The sequence below is a fragment of the Peribacillus folii genome, from assembly GCF_030271255.1.
Classification (GTDB): Bacteria; Bacillota; Bacilli; order Bacillales; family DSM-1321; genus Peribacillus.
In genome coordinates this window covers 254,124-276,337 of the sequence record NZ_JASJOM010000001.1, presented here as the reverse complement: position 1 = coordinate 276,337, position 22,214 = coordinate 254,124, and the positions used below count along the sequence as shown (strand labels likewise).

The following is a 22,214-nucleotide window of genomic DNA, read 5'->3' as shown; positions in this document are numbered from 1 at the left end:
AAGATAGGTGATAGAAATGCCAGAACTTCCAGAAGTGGAAACAGTCAGAAGAACGTTAGAGCAGCTTGTACTTGGAAAAGAGATCGAGGAAGTGTCCGTTTTCTGGCCAAAGATCATTAAAGCACCCGAGCCCATCGAACAGTTTCAGGATGCCTTGAAGGGGCAAACGATTCACGAAATAGGCAGGAGGGGCAAGTTCCTCATTTTCACCTTGGATGAATATTCGATGGTTTCGCATTTAAGGATGGAAGGCAAATATGGGGTGCATCAAAAGGATGAACCATACGATAAACATACACACGTGATTTTCAAGTTCACGGACGGCAGTGAGCTTCGTTACCGCGATGTTCGTAAATTCGGCACGATGCACCTGTTTGCCAAAGGTGAAGAATTGGAGCGATTGCCTTTGGTGCATTTGGGCCCTGAACCGTTATCCGAGAATTTCACCGTTGAGGGACTTCGGGCGAAATTGGCCAGGACCAATAGGAAAATCAAACCGGTGCTCCTTGATCAAACGGTTGTCGTGGGAATTGGGAATATTTATGTGGACGAGTCTTTATTTCGTTCAGGCATCCATCCGGAGAGGAAAGCCTCCACACTCTCCTTGGAGGAAATTGTAAAGCTGCATGCCGAAATCATTGCGACATTAGCTGAAGCTGTTGAAAAGGGAGGAAGCACGATCCGTTCATATATCAACTCCCAAGGTCAAATCGGCATGTTTCAGTTGGAACTGAATGTTTATGGACGAAAAGGCGAAGACTGCAAGACTTGCGGTACGCCGCTTGAAAAGCTGGTTGTAGCAGGGCGCGGCACACATATTTGCCCATCATGCCAGCCATTCATTTAACTCATGCATTCCACACACATCGGATGGGCTCCTTCCATATACTAGGGTAGCAACGAGAAGGGAAGGAGTATATTCCGATGTGGCTACAGATTATTTTTCTTGCATTTGCAGTTAGTATCGACGGCTTCGGTGTAGGCATGACATTTGGTATGCGGAAAATGAAAATACCGCTTAAGTCCATAGCGGTCATCTCATTTTGTTCTGCTTTAAGTTTAGGCATAGCGATGGTCATCGGGCAATTCATCAGTCAGCTCATATCCATCGGTGCAGCTGAAAAAACGGGAGGCATCATTCTCATTTTCCTTGGTGCCTGGATGGTATACCAATATTTCAAGCCGGATAAAGATCAGAAGGATGATAGATATCACGAAAAAATCATCTTCAATTTTGAAATTAAATCACTTGGGGTCGTCATCAATATTTTACAAAAACCATTGAATGCCGATTTCGATAAATCAGGCACGATCACCGGAGTCGAAGCGCTCGTATTGGGATTTGCTTTATCCCTGGATGCATTCGGTGCCGGTGTAGGGGCGGCCATGATCGGGATTTCCCCCATCATCCTTGCGGGCTGCATCGCCGTCATGAGTTCCATCTTCATATGGAGCGGGATTCAAAGCGGGAAATTACTTTCAAATAACAAAGTGGTCCAGCATTTGACCTTTCTTCCGGGTGTGCTCCTGATGTTAATCGGATTATTCAAATTATGATAGAGAAATAGGATGTATAAGGGGGAGCTTATGGGACAAATCATCGGAATAACCGGAGGCATTGCCAGCGGGAAAAGCACGGTCAGCCTCTATTTACAGGAGCTCGGTTTCACGATCATAGATGCAGATCTGGCTTCCCGTGCTGTCGTTGAGCCTGGTGAAGAAGCCTATGGTCAAGTGGTAAGTGCATTTGGAGAAGGCATTTTATTGGCGGATGGGACGATCGATCGCGCCAAGCTAGGGTCGATAATCTTTCATGACGAGGAAAAAAGGCTGCAGCTCAATGGCATTGTCCATCCAGCCGTAAGAAGGTGGATGCGCCTCAAAACGGAAGAAGCGCTTGAAGCAGGCAAGGAAACGGTTTTCATGGACATTCCGCTATTATTCGAAAGTAAGCTGACCTACATGGTCGAAAAAACGCTTTTGATATATGTGAATGAACGAGTCCAATTGGAGCGCTTGATGAACAGGAATGGCCTCTCGGAAGCGGATGCCCTTGCACGGATTCATTCACAGATGCCTTTGGCCGATAAAAGAGCTTTAGCGGATGCGGTCATTGATAATGATGGCCGACTCGAAGATACGAAGAGTCAGGTTAGGGCCGTACTCAACGATTGGCATGTCATATAGTCATCATAAAAGGAAGGAACCATTAGGTTTCTTCCTTTTGTGTTGAAAAAATACTAATAATCCGCATTTTTATTAGCACAATTAAAGTTAATTATGTTATACTAATTACATATAAGAGGTAATAAGTATAACATTATTTTCAGGGGGTCCGAACGATGAATTCAAGAATAGCAATTAACGGATTTGGGAGAATTGGAAGGATGGTTTTCCGAAAGGCCATATTAGATGAGAGTTTGGACATTGTTGCAATCAATGCAAGCTATCCTGCTGAAACTTTAGCCCATTTACTAAAATATGATACGATACATGGTAAATTCGACGGCATCATTGTTGCGGAAGATGATTCACTTGTTGTGAATGGCCGCCGGGTACAACTAATCAATAACCGTGACCCGAAGCTTTTGCCGTGGAAAGAGATGAACATAGATATCGTAATTGAAGCTACAGGCAAATTCAATGAACGCTCCAAAGCGGCTCTTCATTTGGAAGCAGGGGCAAAACGGGTGATATTGTCTGCGCCGGGAAAAAATGAAGACGTTACCATTGTCATGGGCGTCAATGAGGAAGTGCTGGAAATTGACAAGCATTTTATCATTTCCAATGCATCCTGCACCACGAACTGTCTTGGGCCCGTTGCGAAAGTGCTTGATGAGAAATTCGGCATAAATAACGGTTTGATGACAACGATCCATTCTTATACGAATGACCAAAATAATATCGATAACCCGCATAAAGATTTAAGACGCGCCCGTGCTGCTGCGGAAAGCATCATTCCTACGACGACTGGGGCTGCAAAAGCCATCTCCCTTGTGCTGCCGCAATTAAAAGGCAAGCTTCACGGAATGGCAATCCGCGTCCCTACACCTAACGTGTCCTTGGTCGATCTTGTCGTGGATTTAAACCGTGATGTGACGATTGATGATGTGAATCAAGCATTCATCGATGCTTCCGAAAATGAACTAAAGGGCATATTGGAGTTCACGACTGAACCCCTGGTTTCCTGCGACTTCAAAACCAATCCGCATTCCGCCATCATCGATGGTCTGACAACGATGATGATTGGAGACAGGAAAGTGAAAGTACTAGCTTGGTATGACAATGAATGGGGCTACTCCAACCGGGTAGTCGATCTTGTGAAATTGGTCGCATCCGAATTGAAAAAAACGTCAGAAGTCCAATTATCAGTAAAATAATCCTGCAAAAGTCTTGAAATATACGATCTTAAAACATGGATTACAAGGCTGGGTAATTTGAAGGAGATGCTGTCTGCACTTTGCAGGCAGCATTTTTTATGGGTTCTGCTTTCTTTCGATGATGGATAACGAAAAGGGAAGCATGTAACAAGCGCGATGTACTCCATTTCGATGAAAAACGAAACTCGCGAGTAATATCGATGAATTCGCGAGTAAAAGTGCCGAACTCGCGAGTAAAGTGTTCAAATTAGCGAGTAAAGCTCCAAAAGAGGGGGAAAAGGCAGTGATTATGAGGAGGACCCGAGCTGAATGGGAGTGTAACGGACGAAATTGACGAATAACGCTCCCCCATTCCGTGTGAAAAGCGCAATTTTTATGAGGATCCGATTCGAATAACAGTGCAAAGTCTAAGCTCGAAGATCGTTCCATCCGCCTATGCATTTAGGGAAATGTACGGTCAATATCAGTTCAGTCCCACATTTCTATGCCGATTTTTTAAAAATATAATTTGATGCAGTTATGAGGGGCAGCGATAAACTGGAATACAGGCAATCCTGGCTGTCCAAAAAGCTGTTATTGCTTTTCCATAAGCAGTTTATCTTTCCAAAACTTCAAATTTGGAGTTGCAAAAAAAATTCAAACAATATATACTATGAATCGTGAACTTCTTCAAAAGACGGTTTGCATGATGGCTACTTAAAGGGTTAGGACCTCTTTGGACTAACTTTCCCCCGTGGTAGTTATCAGAACTAATTGAAATCATTGTAAGGGGGAAGCTTAATATGGAAACAGCTTACACTATGGAAACAATGGGTAGACATGTCATTTCTGAACTTTGGGGTTGTGACTTTGAAAAACTGAACAATATCGATTTGATTGAAAAGATTTTTGTTGATGCTGCTTTGAAATCAGGTGCAGAGGTGCGCGAAGTTGCCTTTCACAAGTTTGCTCCACAAGGGGTCAGCGGGGTCGTCATCATTTCCGAATCACATTTGACGATTCACAGTTTTCCAGAGCACGGCTATGCGAGCATTGATGTCTATACATGCGGTAACTTGGATCCGAATATTGCGGCAGATTATATTGCAGAAGCTTTAAATGCGCAAACACGTGAAAACATCGAATTGCCACGTGGATTAGGTCCTGTACAAATGAAAAAAACCAATATAAGTGCCCTATAAAAAAACGTATACACAGAGATGCCATGGGTGCATCTCTTTTTTAATGCAAAGATTTAGCGGCTTCTGACGGTGCGGCGCGCAAAGGCGAGAAGCGGCTGGAGCCTTCAAGTTACACTTTTTACTTGTACTGGCCGTTCCTTTTAATATAAGATTGAAATAGAAGATTAACTACTTGGGGAACATTTAGATAGCGGAGTCCTACATAAAATACGGAGCTGATAATGATGAAATGCCCATCATGTCAATATAACGGAACAAGAGTGCTCGATTCCAGGCCTGTCGATGAAAGCAAATCGATTCGACGTCGCCGTGAATGTGAGGCATGTGGTTTTCGATTCACGACATTTGAAAAGGTTGAGGAAACACCGCTTATTGTAGTCAAAAAAGGCGGGACAAGGGAAGAGTTCAGTCGGGATAAAATGCTGCGTGGATTGATCAGGGCTTGCGAAAAACGTCCGGTTCCCTTGAAAGAGCTAGAGCAAATTACCAGTTATGTAGAGAAGGAATTACGCAATCAGGGCATATCGGAAGTGAAAAGCGACTATGTCGGCGAAATGGTGATGGACAAGCTGGCGGAAGTCGATGAGGTTGCCTATGTAAGGTTCGCATCCGTCTATCGGCAATTTAAAGATATCAATGTTTTTATCGATGAATTAAAAGATTTGATTAATAAAGAAAGAAAGTAGAGCTGAAGATTCACTTTGGCTCTTTTTTCACTACATCTTTTGAAAGGTTTGAATGGAGATGTCAATGCATTGGCAAGAATTGCTTCCAGCGGATTCATACTTGGTCTCATCCGCGGGGCTGCTTCATGATTATGATCGGAAAGTACTGACCCGTCTATATCAACCTCTTATCGGACCTATCTGCATCAGCCTATACATGACGCTTTGGAGTGAGCTGGAGGAAAACAGGCTATGGTCGGAAACCTCCTCCCATTATCAATTAATGAATACCATCGGCTTGAAGTTAGGTGATATTTATGAAGCGCGTCTATTGCTTGAGGGAATCGGGTTGCTGAATGTGTATAAGCAATCGAAAAACGATTCGAAGGAATTCATCTATGAATTGAACCCGCCGCTGTCCCCTCAGCAGTTTTTCACCGATGGAATGCTGAATATTTACTTATACAAAAAAATCGGTAAAGTGCAATTCAACCGGTTGAAGCGATTCTTTTGTGATGATCAAATCCAGACTGATCAATATGACCGGGTGACGAAGTCTTTCACGGAAGTTTTCTCATCCGATCATTTGGACTCCCTATATGTCACCGATGAAGCGAAAAATGAATGGAAACCGGTACCCGAACAGCAATTCATTGAACGGGTGGAGGGAGTCGAGCCATCGGGATTTGACAGCCTATTCGATTTCGAGCTGTTATTTGCCGGAATGAAATCTTCAATCGTACCTAAAAAGGCCTTTACGCCAAAAATCAAAGGGACGATTGCCAAACTTGCTTTTTTATATGGCATTGATCCTCTCGAAATGCAAAAACTAGTGATGGATGCCGTTTCATTGGATGATGAGATCGATGAGGAGAAACTAAGAAAAGCGGCCAGGGATTGGTACCAAATCGAACGGCAGGCTGATATGCCGTCCCTTGTCAATCGGGTGCAGCCGATTCGTGAACGGACACAAAAAGAAGAACCGAAAACTCAGGAGCAAGAGCTGATCCGTCATTTGGAGACCATTTCACCTCGTGAACGGCTCATGCAATTATCAGGCGGTGCGGAGCCATCAAGCGGAGATTTGAAGGTGGTGGAAGGCGTGATGATCAATCAAAAGCTGAATCCTGGTGTCGTCAATGTCCTGATTGAATATGTCATGCTTAAAACGGATATGAAATTCACCAAGGGCTACGTGGAGAAGCTCGCTGGCCATTGGGCGCGGCTGAAGGTTTCCACCGTCATCGAGGCGATGGAGCTGGCTAAAAATGAACATCGGAAATATCAGGACTGGGCTCAAGGCAGCAGGAATGCGGCCAAAGGCGGACGGAAAAAGACGATTCGGGAAGAAGTGGTTCCGGAATGGCTTGAGAAAAAGGATGAAGACGTGCAGGAGCAGAACCAAAACCAGCCTGAATTGGATGCGCAAAAACGCGATCTTCAGGAAAAATGGAAGCTGTGGAAAGCAGGAGGTGAAATGAAAGATGGAAAAGATCAATAGATCCCTTAACAAATTGGCGAATACGAACCAATTTCAACAGCGTTACGAAAAGCTGAAACAGGAAATTTTTGAAAACGAGCAGATTCGGTTATTCTTGAATGCCAACAGTTCGACTGTCACGAAGGAAATGATCGATAAAAACCTGGGTAAGCTTTATGAATTCACTTCTCAAAGCAATAAGTGTGACAAATGCCCGAACTTGGATGGGTGCATCAATATGATGCATGGGTATTATCCGAAATTGGTCGTTCAAGGCAAAGCGTTGAATCTGCATTATGAAGTCTGCCCGCGGAAGCTCGCGGAGGATGAAAGACGGAAAAGGGAAAAATTGATTCGCAGCCTTTACGTTCCTAAGGATATTTTAACGGCATCGATCGAGGATTTCACCCAAACGGATGATGAAAACAAACGCTTGGATGTTTTGCGTAAAGCGATCACGTTCATCATGGAATATGAACCGGGAAAACGGCAAAAGGGCTTATATATTTACGGGAAGTTCGGCGTTGGCAAGACGTACTTGCTTGGTGCGATCGCCAATGAACTTGCCCAAAGGCAAATTGCCTCCCTCATTGTCTATGTGCCCGATTATTTAAGGGAACTTAAGGGTTCGATCGGTGATAATACCGTCAACGAAAAAATCGAGATGGTGAAAACGGCACCGGTGCTCATGTTGGATGATATCGGGGCAGAATCAATGACGAGCTGGGGGCGTGATGAGGTATTCGGCCCGATTTTGCAATTTCGGATGCTGGAAAACCTGCCGACGTTTTTTACTTCGAATTTCGATATGAATGGCCTGGAGAATCACCTGACCTTTTCACAGCGCGGTGAGAAGGAAGAAGTGAAGGCGGCACGGGTTTTGGAAAGAATTAAATATTTAGCGGAGCCTGTAAGACTTGATGGAACGAACCGCAGAAGATAAAGGAAAGTGGTCTCTGATTAGAGGTCACTTTTTTCTTTAATCCGGGCGCCATCGACTTCTAAACATGTCCCCATCCCCATATACTTGAAAAAAGAACCAAGGGGGAAGGGGGGATGTCGTAGTGCAAATTTCGTTTCAAAATGATTCAGAGGCATTGAAATTGCTGGATTTCGTTTCTGTCCATCCGTTAGGGGCAGAATTTCGACCATACATTCGATTTCTTCGGCAACAAGGACTGCATATGGATATGACAGAGTCTTCAGGTGAAAAGTGGTTGATCCTGCTTCGTGACTCATTTCATTCATTTTTATTGGAAGAAAAGACGCTATCCGTACTTGAACAAATCATCGTCGGCAAGTTTTTCTATAGGGAGCGGGAAGAAATCGAAGCGATCATCGAAATAGCCTCGTCGATCATAGATGGGGAAAGGTCCGTGAATGGAGATGCGGCATTCGATAGGGAGAAACGATCGATCGAGGAGGGGCTGCAAAGCATATTGGAGGGAAGGGTATCTTTTTCATTCGATTCCTTCACCACCTTCCGTTTAAAATCATTCCACCACACATTGGAGAAATATGTGGTCAAGGCGATCGATGAATACAAATTGGAACAGGACTATCAAAATTTCATCGCTACGCTCCGTGATTGCCTCATTGGGCAAGAGTCGAAATTCATATCGCTTCACTTGGTCAACCGTGATGGTTTTCACTTCTATGATCATACATTCACCAAGCTTGACCGTCCGGAAATCAATCGCTTGATCGACAGGAGGCTGCTTGCCAAAAGCTCACTTTTTCTCGACACGGTGATACTGGCCCCGCTGCTATCGATCGCACCCGTCAACTTATATATCTATACAGATGACAAGGAAGAGGGATTGATCCAAACGATCTCAAGGATTTTTGAAGAGCGGGCGATGGTCCTGCCACTTTCGTCATTTTCCCAGGCAAAATGAATGACTTTATTCGGAATGAGAAAATTAACCTTGATTTTCCCCGTATAACGACTTATAATTTCCTACATACTAGTAAAAAACAAAAGTTATGATGAGGACAAGGGTATTCTGATCGCCGATTATCAGAGAGGGGAGCCGCAGGCTGAAAGCTTCCTATTCGCATGGAACACTTACCACCTTTAAACTTCGGCTCGGAAAGCAGGCATTTTTTGCGACTATGAGCTGACGGGAAGCTGCCGTTACCAAGTTACGAGTGCCGTTTTGCCATGATAAGCAAAGTGGAACGAGGGTGGAACCGCGGGTTAATGATATCTATTACTAAGCTCGTCCCTGTATGTATACAGGGGCGGGCTTTTTGTGTTTCATTGAAATCAGCTGCCTGAAGGAATTTGTCTGAACAATAAGAAGGAGTGAAACTGAATGTCTGAATTACTGAAAATATCTTTTCCTGACGGAGCGGTTAAGGAGTTTGCCAAAGGCACAACAACTGAAGACATCGCTGCATCGATCAGTCCTGGATTAAGAAAAAAATCCATTGCCGGGAAATTCAATGGCCAATTATATGATTTGAAACGTCCGATTTTAGAGGATGGGACAATCGAAATCGTTACACAGGACGCACCGGATGCACTTGAAGTGCTGCGTCACAGTACGGCTCACTTAATGGCCCAAGCCATCAAGCGCCTGTACAAACATGCCAAATTCGGTGTGGGACCAGTCATCGAGGGCGGTTTCTACTATGATATCGATTTAGAGGAATCATTGACTCCTGAAGATCTTCCATTGATTGAAAAAGAAATGAAGAAAATCGTGAATGAAAACCTGGAAATCTCGCGGATCGAGGTCAGCCGTGATGAAGCCATTTCCCGTTTTAAGGAAATCGGCGATGAGTATAAACTGGAGCTGATCGATGCGATACCAGCCGAGCAGCAAGTAACGCTTTATGAGCAAGGTGAATTCTTTGACCTATGCCGCGGCATTCACGTCCCGTCAACTGGGAAAATAAAGGAATTTAAGCTTTTGAGCATTGCCGGTGCCTACTGGAGAGGCGATAGCAAAAACAAAATGCTGCAGCGTATATATGGAACGGCTTTCTATAAGAAAGAAGAATTGGCCGAGCACCTGCGGTTCCTCGAGGAAGCGAAGGAACGGGATCACCGCAAAATCGGCAAGGAATTGAACTTGTTCATGAGCTCACAAAAAGTCGGGCAAGGGCTGCCGATGTGGCTGCCAAAGGGTGCGACAATTCGCCGGACAATCGAAAGATATATTGTCGATAAGGAAGAACGACTTGGCTATGACCATGTCTACACACCTGTAATGGGAAGCGTGGACCTTTATAAAACATCCGGACACTGGGATCACTACCAGGACGGCATGTTCCCGGTCATGGAGATGGAAAACGAACAGCTCGTTTTACGTCCGATGAATTGCCCGCATCACATGATGGTCTATAAAAACAGCATCCACAGCTATCGCGAATTGCCAATCCGAATCGCCGAACTGGGCTTGATGCACCGCTATGAAATGTCAGGTGCGCTTTCCGGCCTGCAGCGCGTACGCGGGATGACGTTGAATGATGCCCACATATTCGTCCGTCCCGATCAAATCAAAGAAGAGTTCAAGCGTGTTGTGAATCTGGTTCTTGAGGTATACAAAGATTTCGATATCAAGGATTATTCCTTCCGTCTGTCTTATCGCGATCCGCAAGATACAGAAAAATATTTTGATGATGATGCGATGTGGGAAAAAGCGCAGGGCATGTTAAAGGATGCCATGGATGAGCTTGGATTGGATTATTTCGAAGCGGAAGGTGAAGCGGCATTCTACGGTCCGAAGCTTGATGTCCAAGTGCGTACTGCCTTAGGAAAGGACGAAACGCTTTCCACTGTTCAGCTTGATTTCTTGCTTCCTGAGCGTTTTGATTTGAATTATGTCGGGGAAGATGGCAAGCAGCACCGTCCGGTCGTCATCCACCGCGGTGTCGTTTCGACAATGGAACGGTTTGTCGCGTACTTGATCGAGGAATACAAGGGTGCATTCCCGACTTGGCTGGCACCTATCCAGGCACAGGTGATTCCGGTCTCTCCTGAAGTGCATCTCGATTATGCGAAAGAAGTGCAGGAAAAACTTAAAGCGCAGGGCATCCGTGTCGATTTGGATACACGTGACGAGAAAATCGGCTACAAGATCCGTGAAGCACAAATGCAAAAAATCCCGTACATGCTCGTCGTCGGCGATAATGAGGCCAAAGAGGGCAGTGTGAATGTACGTAAATATGGTGAACAAAAATCCGAAACGATCGCTTTTGAAGATTTCGTTGCAGCGATCAAAGCGGAAGTAAGCCGCTAAGGCTAAAAGGGGGGCACATATTATTGTGTCCCCCTTGTCATTCAGTCATGATAAAATGAGACCACTACAACATTGAAAAGGAGGATCAAAATGAAGAAGAAATTCTCATATCTATTTGGGCCAACATTTCTTGCCATCATCATTTTATTGGTGTTGGACGATTATCGCCAGTATGCGATTGTCCCGGTCCTGCTTTTTTGGATTATCCTGTTTTCTTGGGATTCGATCGAGAAAAAGAAAAAATCGAAAGAAAACTCGTAACATTGGATGGCTCGGCTTCAAGTAAGGGAGGAATGACGGCTAATGGAAATCAGAAAGGCTTCAAGCCAAGATGCCGAAGCATTGGCAGCTTTGTTCAATCATGTTGAAGATTCAGGATATATGCTGTTCAATCCGGGTGAAAGGAAAGCGACAGGTATCCAAATGGAAAAACAATTGGAGCAAATTGAAAAGTATCCCCATTCCGTATTCCTTGTTGCTGCGAGCGGCCATGATCTCCATGGTTATTTACTGTTAGCCGGGAATGGGCTCGAAAGAACGAGGCACTCTGCCAAGATCGTCATCGGCATCAGGGAAGGGGATCGCGGGAAAGGAATCGGGGCAAGTCTGTTCCAGGAGATGGAGGCCTTTGCCCGCATGAACCGCATCCGGCGCCTGGAATTGTCCGTCATCGCAAATAATGCCCAAGCCCGTTCGCTTTATGCGAAGATGGGGTTTGAACAAGAAGGCGTAAAGCGTGAATCGCTGTATTTTGATGGGAAGTATCATGATGAATACTTTTTGTCCAAATTACTTTGAAAAAACATATTGTCAAATAACAGAATGTCTGATAATATTAATTTTGTTGTGAAAAACGAATAAAATTAGCATTTGACAAGTCATCAGTGTTTATGATATATTTCTAAAGTGAATTGAATACGTGTTTGAGGAAAAGAAGAAGCACCCGCTTCTCACCTGGTTGACGCAAGCAATGCAGTTAACAGGTCATGATTTGATTATTTGGATCTTTCTGAATGAGTCTATCAGTGTGGGTGCAGCATGCATCCACACTTTTTTATTATGATTATATCCTGTAAGCGAGTTGTGAGCGTGACCGAATTGATTCAAATATTCGTATTCGCCAATATCTTTGGAGGTGGCTAACTATTAGTAAAGACGCGATGGTAAACGAGGGCATCCGAGCCCGTGAAGTTCGTCTTATTGACCAAAACGGAGAACAACTTGGAATTAAAACGAAATTCGAAGCATTGGAAATTGCCGCTCGTGTAAATCTTGATCTAGTTTTAGTTGCTGCAAATGCAAAGCCTCCGGTAGCCCGGATCATGGACTACGGAAAACACCGCTTCGAGCAGCAAAAGAAAGACAAGGAAGCACGTAAAAATCAAAAGGTCATCAGTCTGAAAGAGGTTCGCTTGAGCCCGACGATTGAAGAACATGATTTCAATACGAAGCTTCGCAACGGTATTAAATTCCTTGAAAAAGGCGATAAAGTAAAAGCTTCTATCCGATTCAAAGGACGTGCCATTACGCATAAGGAAATTGGTCAACGTGTACTCGTTCGTTTTTCTGAAGCATGTAAAGAAGTGGCTACAATCGAGCAACACCCAAAAATGGATGGACGCAGCATGTTCATCATCTTAGCACCAAAAGCTGAAAAGTAATTGTAAAGTAATTTGTAATGAGGAGGAATACCTTATGCCTAAAATGAAAACTCACCGCGGGTCTGCTAAACGTTTCAAAAAGACTGGATCCGGCAAACTTAAGCGTTCTAACGCTTACACAAGCCATTTATTTGCTAACAAATCTACTAAGCAAAAGCGTAAGCTTCGCAAAGCTAGCCTTGTAAGCAAAGGTGACTTCAAACGTATTCGTCATATGCTAGACAACATTAAATAAGTTCGATTTATCGAGTTAAATAGGAGGGAAATAACATGCCACGTGTAAAAGGCGGTACTGTTACTCGCAAACGTCGTAAAAAGGTAATAAAATTAGCTAAAGGTTACTATGGCGCGAAACATATTCTTTTCAAAGTAGCTAACCAACAAGTAATGAAGTCAGGAAACTATGCTTTCCGTGACCGTCGTCAAAAGAAACGTGATTTCCGCAAACTTTGGATCACTCGTATCAACGCAGCTGCACGCATCAACGGTCTTTCTTACAGCCGTTTAATGCATGGTCTAAAGCTTGCTGGTATCGAAGTGAACCGCAAAATGCTTGCTGATCTTGCTGTTGCTGACGAACAAGCTTTTGCTCAATTAGCAACTGCTGCTAAACAACAATTGGACAAATAAGTCTGACTGATATCAGCCACTCTCTTTTTTAGAGGGTGGCTTTTTACATAGCGAGAGGAGGTAAACGGAATGCAGGAAGCATGGATCATCATCATGTATATCATCATCACGAACATCATCGGGTTTGCGCTAATGGGAATCGACAAAAGGAAAGCGCGTGCCCGGGAATACCGGATCAGTGAAAAGACGCTATGGGTTTGGGCCGTCATCGGCGGAGGGACAGGTGCCTTTTTGGGGATGAAGCATTTTCGCCATAAGACGAAGCATGCCGCTTTTAAGCGGGGCCTGCCTATCTTGATGGTCCTTCAGCTAGCCTTATTGATTAAGATATTCATTCAATGGTAATATGTAGCCCGTATAATGTATATGCTTGTAGAAGCAGCAAGAAGCAGCTGGAGGGAGAACATGAATGATAAACTGACACTTGTGATGAGCTACGTCCAATCCGGCAGTGTGTTTGCACCATTGATTTTTATCGCGTTCCACTTATTGCGGCAATTTTTGTTCATTCCCGTCATAGTCGTCTGCATATCAGGCGGCGTATTATTCGGGGCAGCCTTTGGCACCATTTATTCGATAATCGGCTTGACACTCTCGAGCATGGTCTTTTACTTCGTAATAGGCAAATTTCCGAAAACGAAGGATAAGCTGCTGCGGCTCAAGAATAAGCTATTCGGAAATCGAAAGCTGAATAGCCGGCAAATAGCCGTTCTTCGGCTCATCCCGTTCATCCATTTCTATTTGTTGTCGCTTTGCTTATTGGAATCCAATAAAGGATTGAAAAATTATTTTTACCTATCCTTCATGACCAATATCCCCGTTGCCTTCGTTTATACCGTCTTTGGCCACTATATTGCGGATTTCAGCCCTACGCTGATCGTCATCATCTTATTATCCTTAACCGTCTTGCTCTATTTATTGAGGGAGAAGCAGACCGTCGTTCCCTGGAAGGAATTCTTCCGATCGCATGAATAGACGAAAAGGGCCTTGGAGTCACGACACTCAAGGCTCTTTTAGTGTGCTCTGTCATTCTTTCTTTAAAAATTCCTTAACCGGACTTTTCCAATCGATGACCGCATCGGGATAGTGTTTTTTTATCGCTGTCTCAATTTTCGAGAAGTCATTTCGCTTCAAGCCTTTCAATCCTGCTACCGTTTTTGGCCAGATGAAAATCGATATGACCTCGAAGGATCGGTCCGTCGTTCCTAAATACTTTTCCCCTTCGAACATGACCCCGTTGTAGGTCAGCAGGAAATTCTTGCGGATATTGGCCGTATCGTCGAGAAGAAAGTACTTTTTCTGTTCATGTGCCAGCTCTAACTTCCTTTTCGGGTTCAATAGGTATTTGATGACTGTGTATATAAGAAAGATGATGAAAGCTAAAAGAATGAACCGCATGATCAATACCATGGAGCTACCTCCCTAAACAGAGTGATTCTTTACTTTTACGTATAGGTTTTTAATAAGTTTCATTTATTTGTTATAATTTAATGGATGATGATAGAAAGTAGTGATGAACATGAACATCAATAAATTATTGGATATGCAGGCAGCTTTAGATGAGCATATTCAAGCCAAGCATGATTTGGGTGCTGAAAACTTGGTGGAACGGAAGATTCTCGCCCTTTTGGTGGAGCTTGGGGAGCTAGCCAATGAAACGAGATGCTTTAAATTCTGGAGTCTTAAAGGACCTGCCGGAAAAGAGACGATTTTGGCAGAATACGTGGATGGCATCCATTTCATTTTGTCCCTCGGGATCGAAATTGGTTTTGTCCCGGAAATCCCGGCGGCCTTGAAGAAGCACGGTAACGATCTTACGGCTCAATTCATTGCGATATATGGCTATATCGGTGAATTTCGTACCAAGCTGGACGAGCCGTCGTTTCAAAAGGTTTTTACGGAGTATTTATATTTAGGGGAAATGCTCGGATTTTCCGCAGCGGATGTGGAACAGGCATACGTCAGTAAAAATGAAGTGAATTACGAACGGCAAAAGCAGGGCTACTGATTGTTTATGCGACTTATTTTTTGTATAATTATTCTTGTACTGTAAGTAACAGGGGGGTAGTCGGATGGCTCAATTGGATGAAACGCTGCGGATGCTGCGGGACTTAACGGATGCTAAAGGCATTGCAGGCAATGAAAGTGAAGTAAGAAAAGTGATGGCTGAATACATAACACCCTATGCGGATGAAATGACCACTGACGGCTTAGGAAGCTTGATTGCCATGAAAACGGGAGACGCTAACGGTCCGAAGATCGTCGTCACTGGACACATGGACGAAGTCGGTTTCATGATCACCCAAATTGATGATAAAGGATTTTTGCGCTTTCAGCCGGTAGGAGGCTGGTGGTCACAGGTGATGCTTGCCCAACGCGTGACAATCGTCACGGGTAAAGGCGATGTAACAGGCATCATCGGTTCGAAGCCGCCGCATATCCTGTCAGCGGAGGCAAGGAAAAAGCCGATCGATATCAAGGACATGTTCATTGATATTGGGGCATCAAGCAAGGCGGAAGTGAAAGAATGGGGCGTCAAGCCAGGTGACATGGTCGTGCCATATTTCGAGTTCACGGTCATGAATAATGAAAAGCTGCTGCTTGCCAAAGCTTGGGATAATCGCATTGGCTGCGCCATCGCCATCGATGTACTTAAACAGCTGAAAGATAGCGAACATCCCAATGTCGTCTACGGAATAGGTGCGGTACAGGAGGAAGTGGGACTGCGCGGCTCGAAAACATCGACATTCAAGATCCAGCCTGATATCGGTTTTGCCGTCGATGTCGGCATTGCTGGTGATACACCGGGAATAACGGATAAAGAAGCGATGAGTAAAATGGGGGATGGCCCGCAAATCGTCATCTATGATGCATCGATGGTGGCACATAAGGGCTTACGTGATTTCGTCACCGACACGGCCGATGAGTTGAATATCCCTTATCAATATGAATCGATTCCAGGCGGCGGGACGGATGCCGGCTCCATCCACTTGACGGCGAATGGAGTGCCTGCACTCGCGATCACGATTGCAACACGCTACATTCATTCACATGCAGCCATGCTGCACAGAGATGATTACGAAAATGCCGTCAAGCTCATTGTCGAAGTCATCAAACGCTTGGACCGTGAAGCCGTAAATCGAATCATCTATGACTAATCTTGTAAAATAGTGATGGAGGGAACCTGAAAAGGTCCCCTCCATTTTTTGGCTAACATCTACTTATCTTCGACGACGATATAGACCGCCTTGATGGGCCCGTGGACGCCAACGACAAGATCCATTTCGATATCGGCCGAATTGCTTGGTCCGGTTATGAAATTAATGCAGGAAGGAACAATCTCACCCTGGGCGACTTTTGAACGGATGGCAGCTGCAGCCTGTGTCATTCGCGGAATGATCGTGCTTTTGGGAATGATCGAAACATGGCAGGAGGGAAGGAAGCTGATGGAGCGGCCATGATCCTTGCTGCTGAACAGGACGACGGTGGCAGATTCTGCCAGTGTCATTTCACTGAATGTGATGCCGATATTTGCACGCTCCGCTTTCTCGATGTTTTTTCTGCCTGCTTGGTGATCCCATACAAAAGCTCCTTCTTCCAATAATAAATCATTCATTTTGTACTCTGAAAACCGGGTGTCGTCCGGAATGACCAAGGGACCGCCCCCAAGCTGCTCGATCACCTGTTTTAAAAGATGCCCCACTTGCTTTGAATCGGTCAGGTGAAACGCGGTATGTACCCGTTTGCACTGTTCCTCTAATTCCTCGACAAGATCATGTGGGGTCTTCTTTTTCAAAATCTCTTTTTGGGGAGCGTTCTTCCATACAGGCAGTGAAATGCCTTCTGTCATAGTGGGCCTTCCGAGATTTTTGGAAATGTTTTTTAAAAATCTCTCTTCATTATGGATGGTTCCCTTCATGATGGATTTCCTCCCTTTTCGCGATTTTTGAACCAGTCCCGAAAGCTCTCTTTACCTGGCGCCGGAAACTCGCGGCTCTCTGTCCACGTTTTCAACGGACCAGGCCCTTTCGAGATGCTATCTCCTGTTTTGAAAGGCGACATGGCTGCAGGGACCATTTTGGAACCGAACTTATAGAGCATGGGGGAGGCTGCGCCGAGCCCGAATGCCTTCATGGCCATCTTTTCTGAAAATGGAGCCATTTTTTCCTTTTCCACAATAACTTCACGATGCTTTCTTAGTAAATCATGCAGCGGAATCTTAACCGGACAGGCATCCGTGCAGGCTGCACAGAGGGTCGACGCATATGGAAGCTCCTTGAAATCATCATATCCACCGAGCAAGGGGGATAGTACGGCCCCGATTGGTCCCGGATAAATGGAACCATAGGAATGGCCGCCAACCTGGCGATAAACCGGGCATACATTAATGCAGGCAGCACAGCGGATGCATTGCAGGACGGATTGGAACTCGGTACCTAAAATGGAGGAACGTCCATTATCGACGATCACCAGATGGAATTCCTCCGGGCCGTCGACATCACCTTCGTCCCGAGGACCGGTAAGTGCAGTGATATAGCTGGTCAATCGTTGACCGACGGCGCTCCTTGTCAAGAGACTGACAAGGACCTCAAATTCATCGAAGGTGGGGACAAGCCGCTCCATTCCCATCACGGTAATTTGCGTTTTGGGCAGGGCAGTGACCAAATCGGCATTTCCTTCATTCGTAACTAATCCAATTGAACCGGTTTCCGCTATTGCAAAATTACAGCCCGTAATCCCTACATCGGCGCTCAAGAAATCCTTTCGCAAAATGCCTCGGACATGGGCGGTAAGTTCTTCCGGTTTTTCGGTTTGGGTATAGGCCAGCTTTTCTTTGAAAACATCTCTAATCTGTTCTTTGTTCTTATGAAGGGCAGGTGCGACGATATGGGAAGGGGGATCATGATCATCCACCTGTAAAATGTATTCGCCTAGATCCGTTTCGACGACTTCGAGGCCAATTGCTTCAAGGGAAGCATTTAAATTGATCTCTTCCGTTACCATCGATTTGGATTTCACGATTTTCTTGGCTTTCTTGCCTACTATGACGTCCTTGATGTAACCGCTCGCTTCTTCGGCGGTTTCGGCGAAAAAGACATGACCGCCCCGTTTTGAAACATTTTCAGCAAGCTGATGCAAATAGAAGTCAAGGTTGGCGAGAACATGCTGCCGAATCTCTTGCCCAAGTGACCGCCATTCCTCCCAACTGCCCAATTCATCAACCGCTGTCAGTCTCCGTCCGTGCAATCGTTCCTGGGCACTCGATACAGCCAAGCGCATAAAATCATTATGTAGTCCCTCATCCACCCGTTCTTTAAATTTGGCTGAGCTTGTTTTCATAGCCATCTTTTTTTCCCTCCCAGCTTTTTTTAAATACTATTCAGCACTTCGGCAATATGAAGCACTTGAATCGGTTCTCCTTTCCTTCGGATGCGTCCGCCGATATTCATCAAACATCCTGCATCCCCGCCAATCAAAAAATCGGCCCCGGTGTCTTGAATATGGCAGACCTTCTCCTCCACCATTTGTCCGGAAATATCGCCCATCTTAACTGAAAACGTGCCGCCGAACCCGCAGCAGTTTTGGGCATCGGGAAGAGGGGTCATTTCTAGCCCCTTAACATGGCTTAATAAAATCCCCGGCGCCTCCTTGACTTTAAGCAGCCTAGTCATGTGGCATGAAGTATGATAGGTTGCCGTTCCTTTAAAAGTTGCCCCAACGTCGGTCACTTTCAGGACATCGACGATGAATTGGGTTAATTCATAGGTTTTGTTGGCTAATGAGACAGCCTTCTTTTCCCACTCATCCTCGCCTTGAAAGAGAGCAGGATATTCCTTGAACATCGCTGCACAGGAACCGGAAGGGGTAACGATATATTCAGCGTCTGCAAACGTGTTAATCATCTTTTTCATAGCTTCCTTCGAATCTTTCGTATACCCGCTATTATAGGCTGGCTGCCCGCAGCATATCTGGGATTCGGGGAAATCAATCTCACAACCCAGTCTTTCTAGCAACTCCACCGTAGCTTTACCGACATTGGACTGAAACAGATCAACTAAGCATGTTGCAAAGAGAGTAACTTTCAATCTGAATTCCTCCTTTTCAAAATAAGATAACAGGTCATCTGATGACTGAAATATAGAAAAAGGAAATGGTGAATACCAATTTCCAATATTTATATACCAAGTAATCGTTTTCAAAATAATATATCAATTTTATTTCTGTTTGTATAGGGGAATTTTTAAAAATTGAGTCAGGTTCCGGGATTCCTTTGTTGTTTTTTTTGCAGCACCACATCCAATGATTCCTCGACACTTTGCAGATGAAACAGCATGGCATTGCGTGCTCCGGTTTCATCTTGGTCGGCGATGGCCTCGTAAATCCGGGCATGCTGCTCATAAAGCTGATTGAGCGTCATTTCCTCGGAATATAAGGCAAACCTGCGGATATCACGCATTTTTTCCGTCATTAATTCTGACACGTGGTTCATCAAGGAAATCAGCAGCTCATTTTGGGAAGCATTCGCCACGGCAACATGGAAGGAGATATCGGCTTTATCACTCAACTCTTCATCGTCAGAGACGTTTTTCATATGGGAAAGCCTTTCCTTCAGTTCGGTAAGGTTTTCCTTCGTTCGTTTCTTGGCAGCAACTTCTGCCATACCAGACTCAAGGATTTTTCGAACCTCGAGCAAATGCTTGATATTATCTTGATCCATCAAAAGCGCAGCAGTCAAGGGATGATTCATGATGGCAGGGTCGAAGGTTTTCACGAATGTGCCTTCCCCTTGCTTGATTTCGATGAGTCCCATTGAGCTTAATGCACTAAGTGCTTCACGGATGGCAGGGCGGCCGACCTGGAAATTTTCTGCAAGCTGCTGGATGGAATCCAATTGTTCACCTGGCTTCAGGGCACCAGACCGAATCATTTCATAAAGTTCATCGCTGACGACTTCATAAATTTTTTTCGGTTTTATTTTTTTGTATACCAAGTAGTAGCACCTCTATTTTCTATGAGTTTCTCTAGTTAATAGTATATAACACAAATGTTCTTTCACCCTCATGGGAGGATTAAAATCCAATCAAAAATAAAAAAATCTTGATTTTATATTATTAATCATTTAATTTAAATGAATACTCATCTAGTCATCTGATGACTTCGATTGATTCGATTTGTAAGGGTTTTCATCTTGTGCTTGATTTCAGAAATTTTAAAAAATTTAACGTAAATGGAGTCGAAATGAATGACATGGACACAAAACTTTACCCCAATCACTGATGATTTAGTTTTATCTTCCCTTGTTGCACTCATCCCCATTCTTTATTTTTTCTGGGCTCTTGCCATCAAACGGATGAAGGGCTATTTGGCTGGGCTAACGACGTTATTTGTAGCACTGACAGTAGCTATAGCTTTCTATGGGATGCCTCCAGAAAAGGCATTGATGTCCGCTTCACAAGGGGCGGTCTACGGAATTCTGCCAATCGGCTGGATCATCATTACCTCCGTATTTCTTTATAAAATGACGGTGAAAAGCGGACAATTCGATATTATTCGTTCTTCAGTCCTTTCACTTACCGAAGACCGCCGCCTTCAAGCATTATTGGTCGCATTTTCCTTCGGTGCTTTTTTGGAAGGGGCTGCTGGATTTGGTGCACCCGTGGCGATTTCCGCAGCCCTTTTAGTTGGTCTAGGCTTTAATCCGCTATATGCCGCAGGAATTTGTTTGATTGCAAATACCGCACCGGTGGCCTTCGGGGCCGTCGGCATTCCGATCATCGCCATGGAAGGACCAACAGGCATAGCTGCGATGGAGATATCAAAAATGGTCGGCCGGCAGCTGCCATTCCTTTCTGCCTTCATTCCGCTGTATCTGATTTTGATCATGGCTGGATGGAAAAGGTCGCTGGAGGTATTGCCTGCCATTTTGGTTTCGGGTTTTTCCTTTGCTATCACTCAGTACGTAAGCTCGAATTTCCTTGGACCTGAGTTGCCGGATATACTTTCTGCGTTGGTGTCACTTTTTGCATTAGCGATTTTTCTTAAATTCTGGAAGCCTAAAACGATCTTTCGCTTTGCATCCGAGGAAACGGCTGCGGCTGCCGAACCGTTGATCGATTTGTCCAGAAAGGAACCTGTGTACACGAAAGGGCAAATATTCCACGCGTGGTCGCCATTCCTGCTTTTGACCCTTTTCATCACCATTTGGGGGCTGAATCCGATAAAGCCGGCGCTCTCAGGCCATTATGAAGGCAATGGCTTTCTGCTCGGGATAATCAATGAAATCGGTAAACTGGTTACCTTCCAATTGGAAGTGCCGGGCCTCCATAATGAAATTATTGGAGGCAACGGCCTGCCGATAGCGGCATTCTTTAAATTGGAGCTGCTCGGTGCGGCGGGTACAGCGATTTTACTGGCTGCCATCGTGACGAAGTTCCTCGTCCATATGCCGGCAAAAGAGTTTTTCAGCACCTTCGCCGAGGCGATGGGCGAGTTGGCAAAGCCAATCCTGATGATTTCATCCGTAGTCGCCTTTGCCTATGTTACGAATGCTTCGGGCATGTCGACAACTTTAGGGATGACCCTTGCGAAGTCAGGGGATTTGTTTCCGTTCTTCGCACCGGTCCTCGGCTGGCTCGGTGTCTTCATAACCGGCTCGGATACATCAGCGAATCTCTTATTTGGCAGTCTTCAAAAGGTGACGGCGCTTAAGGTGGGGATGGAACCGGTACTTGCGCTTGCAGCGAACTCTTCCGGAGGGGTGACGGGGAAGATGATTTCTCCTCAATCGATCGCGATTGCTTGTGCCGCTGTTGGACTGGCCGGCAAGGAATCGGAGTTATTGAGGTTCACGGTCAAACATAGTTTATTTCTATTGCTGCTCGTTTGTGTGATCACCTTCTTGCAAAATGGCGTCTTTTCCTGGATGATACCATAAGTAGCTAGAGGCTCTTCCATGCAGGCCTAGCA

25 protein-coding genes and 1 other annotated feature are annotated in these 22,214 nt (G+C 44.9%); of the genes, 20 read left to right on the top strand and 5 right to left on the bottom strand.

Annotated elements, in window-relative coordinates; genetic code table 11:
- The first annotated feature begins 16 nt into the window (after positions 1-16).
- From mutM to QNI08_RS01280, 17 genes are all read left to right on the top strand, one after another.
- Positions 17-847, top strand: a complete 831-nt coding sequence (mutM, locus tag QNI08_RS01360; protein ID WP_285765630.1) for a DNA-formamidopyrimidine glycosylase — start codon at positions 17-19, stop codon at positions 845-847.
- A gap of 77 nt (positions 848-924) precedes the next feature.
- Positions 925-1,557, top strand: a complete 633-nt coding sequence (gene ytaF, locus QNI08_RS01355) for a sporulation membrane protein YtaF (protein WP_285765629.1) — start codon at positions 925-927, stop codon at positions 1,555-1,557.
- A 30-nt stretch (positions 1,558-1,587) separates the two neighbouring features.
- Complete coding sequence (gene coaE, locus QNI08_RS01350; protein WP_285765628.1) at positions 1,588-2,187, top strand: dephospho-CoA kinase; 600 nt, start codon at positions 1,588-1,590, stop codon at positions 2,185-2,187.
- Between the two features lie 155 nt (positions 2,188-2,342).
- The gene (locus tag QNI08_RS01345) at positions 2,343-3,380 is read left to right on the top strand and encodes a glyceraldehyde-3-phosphate dehydrogenase (RefSeq protein ID WP_285765627.1); all 1,038 of its coding nucleotides are present in this window, start codon (positions 2,343-2,345) and stop codon (positions 3,378-3,380) included.
- Positions 3,381-4,180: 800 nt separating this feature from the next.
- The gene (gene speD, locus QNI08_RS01340; RefSeq protein WP_061142319.1) at positions 4,181-4,561 is read left to right on the top strand and encodes an adenosylmethionine decarboxylase; all 381 of its coding nucleotides are present in this window, start codon (positions 4,181-4,183) and stop codon (positions 4,559-4,561) included.
- A 224-nt stretch (positions 4,562-4,785) separates the two neighbouring features.
- Entirely contained in the window at positions 4,786-5,247 is a 462-nt protein-coding gene (gene nrdR, locus QNI08_RS01335; RefSeq protein WP_285765870.1) for a transcriptional regulator NrdR, read from the top strand.
- A gap of 64 nt (positions 5,248-5,311) precedes the next feature.
- Positions 5,312-6,727, top strand: a complete 1,416-nt coding sequence (locus QNI08_RS01330; protein WP_352231184.1) for a replication initiation and membrane attachment family protein — start codon at positions 5,312-5,314, stop codon at positions 6,725-6,727.
- Entirely contained in the window at positions 6,711-7,649 is a 939-nt protein-coding gene (gene dnaI / locus QNI08_RS01325; protein ID WP_285765625.1) for a primosomal protein DnaI, read from the top strand. The genes QNI08_RS01330 and dnaI overlap by 17 nt, the downstream gene beginning before the upstream one ends.
- A 121-nt stretch (positions 7,650-7,770) precedes the next feature.
- Positions 7,771-8,604 carry a sporulation protein YtxC gene (gene ytxC, locus QNI08_RS01320; RefSeq protein WP_285765624.1) on the top strand — a complete coding sequence of 278 codons (834 nt, stop codon included), beginning with the start codon at positions 7,771-7,773 and terminating at the stop codon, positions 8,602-8,604.
- A 420-nt stretch (positions 8,605-9,024) separates the two neighbouring features.
- Entirely contained in the window at positions 9,025-10,956 is a 1,932-nt protein-coding gene (thrS, locus tag QNI08_RS01315; protein ID WP_285765623.1) for a threonine--tRNA ligase, read from the top strand.
- Between the two features lie 90 nt (positions 10,957-11,046).
- Entirely contained in the window at positions 11,047-11,217 is a 171-nt protein-coding gene (locus QNI08_RS01310; protein ID WP_285765622.1) for a hypothetical protein, read from the top strand.
- A 42-nt stretch (positions 11,218-11,259) separates the two neighbouring features.
- On the top strand, positions 11,260-11,754 hold the full coding sequence (locus tag QNI08_RS01305; protein WP_285765621.1) for a GNAT family N-acetyltransferase: 495 nt from the start codon (positions 11,260-11,262) through the stop codon (positions 11,752-11,754).
- A gap of 127 nt (positions 11,755-11,881) precedes the next feature.
- Positions 11,882-12,018 (top strand) — a sequence feature (ribosomal protein L20 leader region).
- Positions 12,019-12,116: 98 nt separating this feature from the next.
- Positions 12,117-12,617 carry a translation initiation factor IF-3 gene (gene infC / locus QNI08_RS01300; RefSeq protein WP_057911473.1) on the top strand — a complete coding sequence of 167 codons (501 nt, stop codon included), beginning with the start codon at positions 12,117-12,119 and terminating at the stop codon, positions 12,615-12,617.
- Between the two features lie 34 nt (positions 12,618-12,651).
- Positions 12,652-12,852 carry a 50S ribosomal protein L35 gene (gene rpmI / locus QNI08_RS01295; RefSeq protein WP_034309070.1) on the top strand — a complete coding sequence of 67 codons (201 nt, stop codon included), beginning with the start codon at positions 12,652-12,654 and terminating at the stop codon, positions 12,850-12,852.
- A gap of 35 nt (positions 12,853-12,887) precedes the next feature.
- Complete coding sequence (gene rplT, locus QNI08_RS01290) at positions 12,888-13,247, top strand: 50S ribosomal protein L20 (protein WP_034309067.1); 360 nt, start codon at positions 12,888-12,890, stop codon at positions 13,245-13,247.
- A 69-nt stretch (positions 13,248-13,316) separates the two neighbouring features.
- On the top strand, positions 13,317-13,592 hold the full coding sequence (locus QNI08_RS01285; protein WP_285765620.1) for a DUF1294 domain-containing protein: 276 nt from the start codon (positions 13,317-13,319) through the stop codon (positions 13,590-13,592).
- 60 nt (positions 13,593-13,652) lie between these two features.
- Positions 13,653-14,222 (top strand): TVP38/TMEM64 family protein, encoded by a 570-nt coding sequence (locus QNI08_RS01280; protein ID WP_285765619.1) that lies wholly within the window; start codon positions 13,653-13,655, stop codon positions 14,220-14,222.
- 51 nt (positions 14,223-14,273) lie between these two features.
- Here QNI08_RS01280 and QNI08_RS01275 read toward each other — a convergent pair whose 3' ends face one another.
- Entirely contained in the window at positions 14,274-14,657 is a 384-nt protein-coding gene (locus QNI08_RS01275; RefSeq protein WP_285765618.1) for a sigma-w pathway protein ysdB, read from the bottom strand.
- A 109-nt stretch (positions 14,658-14,766) separates the two neighbouring features.
- Between QNI08_RS01275 and QNI08_RS01270 the strand changes: the two genes are divergently transcribed.
- The gene (locus QNI08_RS01270) at positions 14,767-15,255 is read left to right on the top strand and encodes a dUTP diphosphatase (protein WP_285765617.1); all 489 of its coding nucleotides are present in this window, start codon (positions 14,767-14,769) and stop codon (positions 15,253-15,255) included.
- A 64-nt stretch (positions 15,256-15,319) separates the two neighbouring features.
- A complete protein-coding gene (locus QNI08_RS01265) occupies positions 15,320-16,405 on the top strand; it encodes a M42 family metallopeptidase (RefSeq protein WP_285765616.1) in 1,086 nt (361 codons plus the stop codon).
- A 59-nt stretch (positions 16,406-16,464) separates the two neighbouring features.
- On the opposite strand, the gene QNI08_RS01260 is transcribed toward QNI08_RS01265, so the two are convergent.
- The 4 genes from QNI08_RS01260 to QNI08_RS01245 form a co-directional block, all read right to left on the bottom strand.
- Complete coding sequence (locus tag QNI08_RS01260; protein ID WP_285765869.1) at positions 16,465-17,169, bottom strand: LutC/YkgG family protein; 705 nt, start codon at positions 17,167-17,169, stop codon at positions 16,465-16,467.
- The gene (locus QNI08_RS01255; protein WP_285765615.1) at positions 17,163-18,593 is read right to left on the bottom strand and encodes a LutB/LldF family L-lactate oxidation iron-sulfur protein; all 1,431 of its coding nucleotides are present in this window, start codon (positions 18,591-18,593) and stop codon (positions 17,163-17,165) included. Before QNI08_RS01255 ends, QNI08_RS01260 begins: the two co-directional genes overlap by 7 nt.
- 23 nt (positions 18,594-18,616) lie before the next feature.
- The gene (locus QNI08_RS01250) at positions 18,617-19,333 is read right to left on the bottom strand and encodes a (Fe-S)-binding protein (RefSeq protein ID WP_285765614.1); all 717 of its coding nucleotides are present in this window, start codon (positions 19,331-19,333) and stop codon (positions 18,617-18,619) included.
- A 167-nt stretch (positions 19,334-19,500) separates the two neighbouring features.
- Positions 19,501-20,238: a FadR/GntR family transcriptional regulator gene (locus tag QNI08_RS01245; protein ID WP_285765613.1), complete on the bottom strand. Its 738-nt coding sequence runs from the start codon at positions 20,236-20,238 to the stop codon at positions 19,501-19,503.
- A gap of 252 nt (positions 20,239-20,490) precedes the next feature.
- On the opposite strand from QNI08_RS01245, the gene QNI08_RS01240 reads away from it, so the two are divergent.
- Positions 20,491-22,182 carry an L-lactate permease gene (locus QNI08_RS01240; protein WP_285765612.1) on the top strand — a complete coding sequence of 564 codons (1,692 nt, stop codon included), beginning with the start codon at positions 20,491-20,493 and terminating at the stop codon, positions 22,180-22,182.
- Positions 22,183-22,214 lie beyond the last annotated feature (32 nt).

What these genes read in the sequence shown, in the direction of transcription:
- nrdR (WP_285765870.1), top strand. Translation starts at nt 4,786, where the DNA reads ATGAAATGCCCATCATGTCAATATAACGGAACAAGAGTGCTCGATTCC.
- speD (WP_061142319.1), top strand. Translation starts at nt 4,181, where the DNA reads ATGGAAACAATGGGTAGACATGTCATTTCTGAACTTTGGGGTTGTGAC.
- dnaI (WP_285765625.1), top strand. Translation starts at nt 6,711, where the DNA reads ATGGAAAAGATCAATAGATCCCTTAACAAATTGGCGAATACGAACCAA.
- QNI08_RS01265 (WP_285765616.1), top strand. Translation starts at nt 15,320, where the DNA reads ATGGCTCAATTGGATGAAACGCTGCGGATGCTGCGGGACTTAACGGAT.
- thrS (WP_285765623.1), top strand. Translation starts at nt 9,025, where the DNA reads ATGTCTGAATTACTGAAAATATCTTTTCCTGACGGAGCGGTTAAGGAG.
- mutM (WP_285765630.1), top strand. Translation starts at nt 17, where the DNA reads ATGCCAGAACTTCCAGAAGTGGAAACAGTCAGAAGAACGTTAGAGCAG.
- QNI08_RS01280 (WP_285765619.1), top strand. Translation starts at nt 13,653, where the DNA reads ATGAATGATAAACTGACACTTGTGATGAGCTACGTCCAATCCGGCAGT.
- QNI08_RS01240 (WP_285765612.1), top strand. Translation starts at nt 20,491, where the DNA reads ATGACATGGACACAAAACTTTACCCCAATCACTGATGATTTAGTTTTA.
- rpmI (WP_034309070.1), top strand. Translation starts at nt 12,652, where the DNA reads ATGCCTAAAATGAAAACTCACCGCGGGTCTGCTAAACGTTTCAAAAAG.
- QNI08_RS01330 (WP_352231184.1), top strand. Translation starts at nt 5,312, where the DNA reads ATGCATTGGCAAGAATTGCTTCCAGCGGATTCATACTTGGTCTCATCC.
- QNI08_RS01270 (WP_285765617.1), top strand. Translation starts at nt 14,767, where the DNA reads ATGAACATCAATAAATTATTGGATATGCAGGCAGCTTTAGATGAGCAT.
- QNI08_RS01305 (WP_285765621.1), top strand. Translation starts at nt 11,260, where the DNA reads ATGGAAATCAGAAAGGCTTCAAGCCAAGATGCCGAAGCATTGGCAGCT.
- QNI08_RS01255 (WP_285765615.1), bottom strand. Translation starts at nt 18,593, where the DNA reads ATGGCTATGAAAACAAGCTCAGCCAAATTTAAAGAACGGGTGGATGAG.
- coaE (WP_285765628.1), top strand. Translation starts at nt 1,588, where the DNA reads ATGGGACAAATCATCGGAATAACCGGAGGCATTGCCAGCGGGAAAAGC.
- QNI08_RS01345 (WP_285765627.1), top strand. Translation starts at nt 2,343, where the DNA reads ATGAATTCAAGAATAGCAATTAACGGATTTGGGAGAATTGGAAGGATG.
- infC (WP_057911473.1), top strand. Translation starts at nt 12,117, where the DNA reads ATGGTAAACGAGGGCATCCGAGCCCGTGAAGTTCGTCTTATTGACCAA.
- QNI08_RS01275 (WP_285765618.1), bottom strand. Translation starts at nt 14,657, where the DNA reads ATGGTATTGATCATGCGGTTCATTCTTTTAGCTTTCATCATCTTTCTT.
- QNI08_RS01285 (WP_285765620.1), top strand. Translation starts at nt 13,317, where the DNA reads ATGCAGGAAGCATGGATCATCATCATGTATATCATCATCACGAACATC.
- ytaF (WP_285765629.1), top strand. Translation starts at nt 925, where the DNA reads ATGTGGCTACAGATTATTTTTCTTGCATTTGCAGTTAGTATCGACGGC.
- QNI08_RS01310 (WP_285765622.1), top strand. Translation starts at nt 11,047, where the DNA reads ATGAAGAAGAAATTCTCATATCTATTTGGGCCAACATTTCTTGCCATC.
- rplT (WP_034309067.1), top strand. Translation starts at nt 12,888, where the DNA reads ATGCCACGTGTAAAAGGCGGTACTGTTACTCGCAAACGTCGTAAAAAG.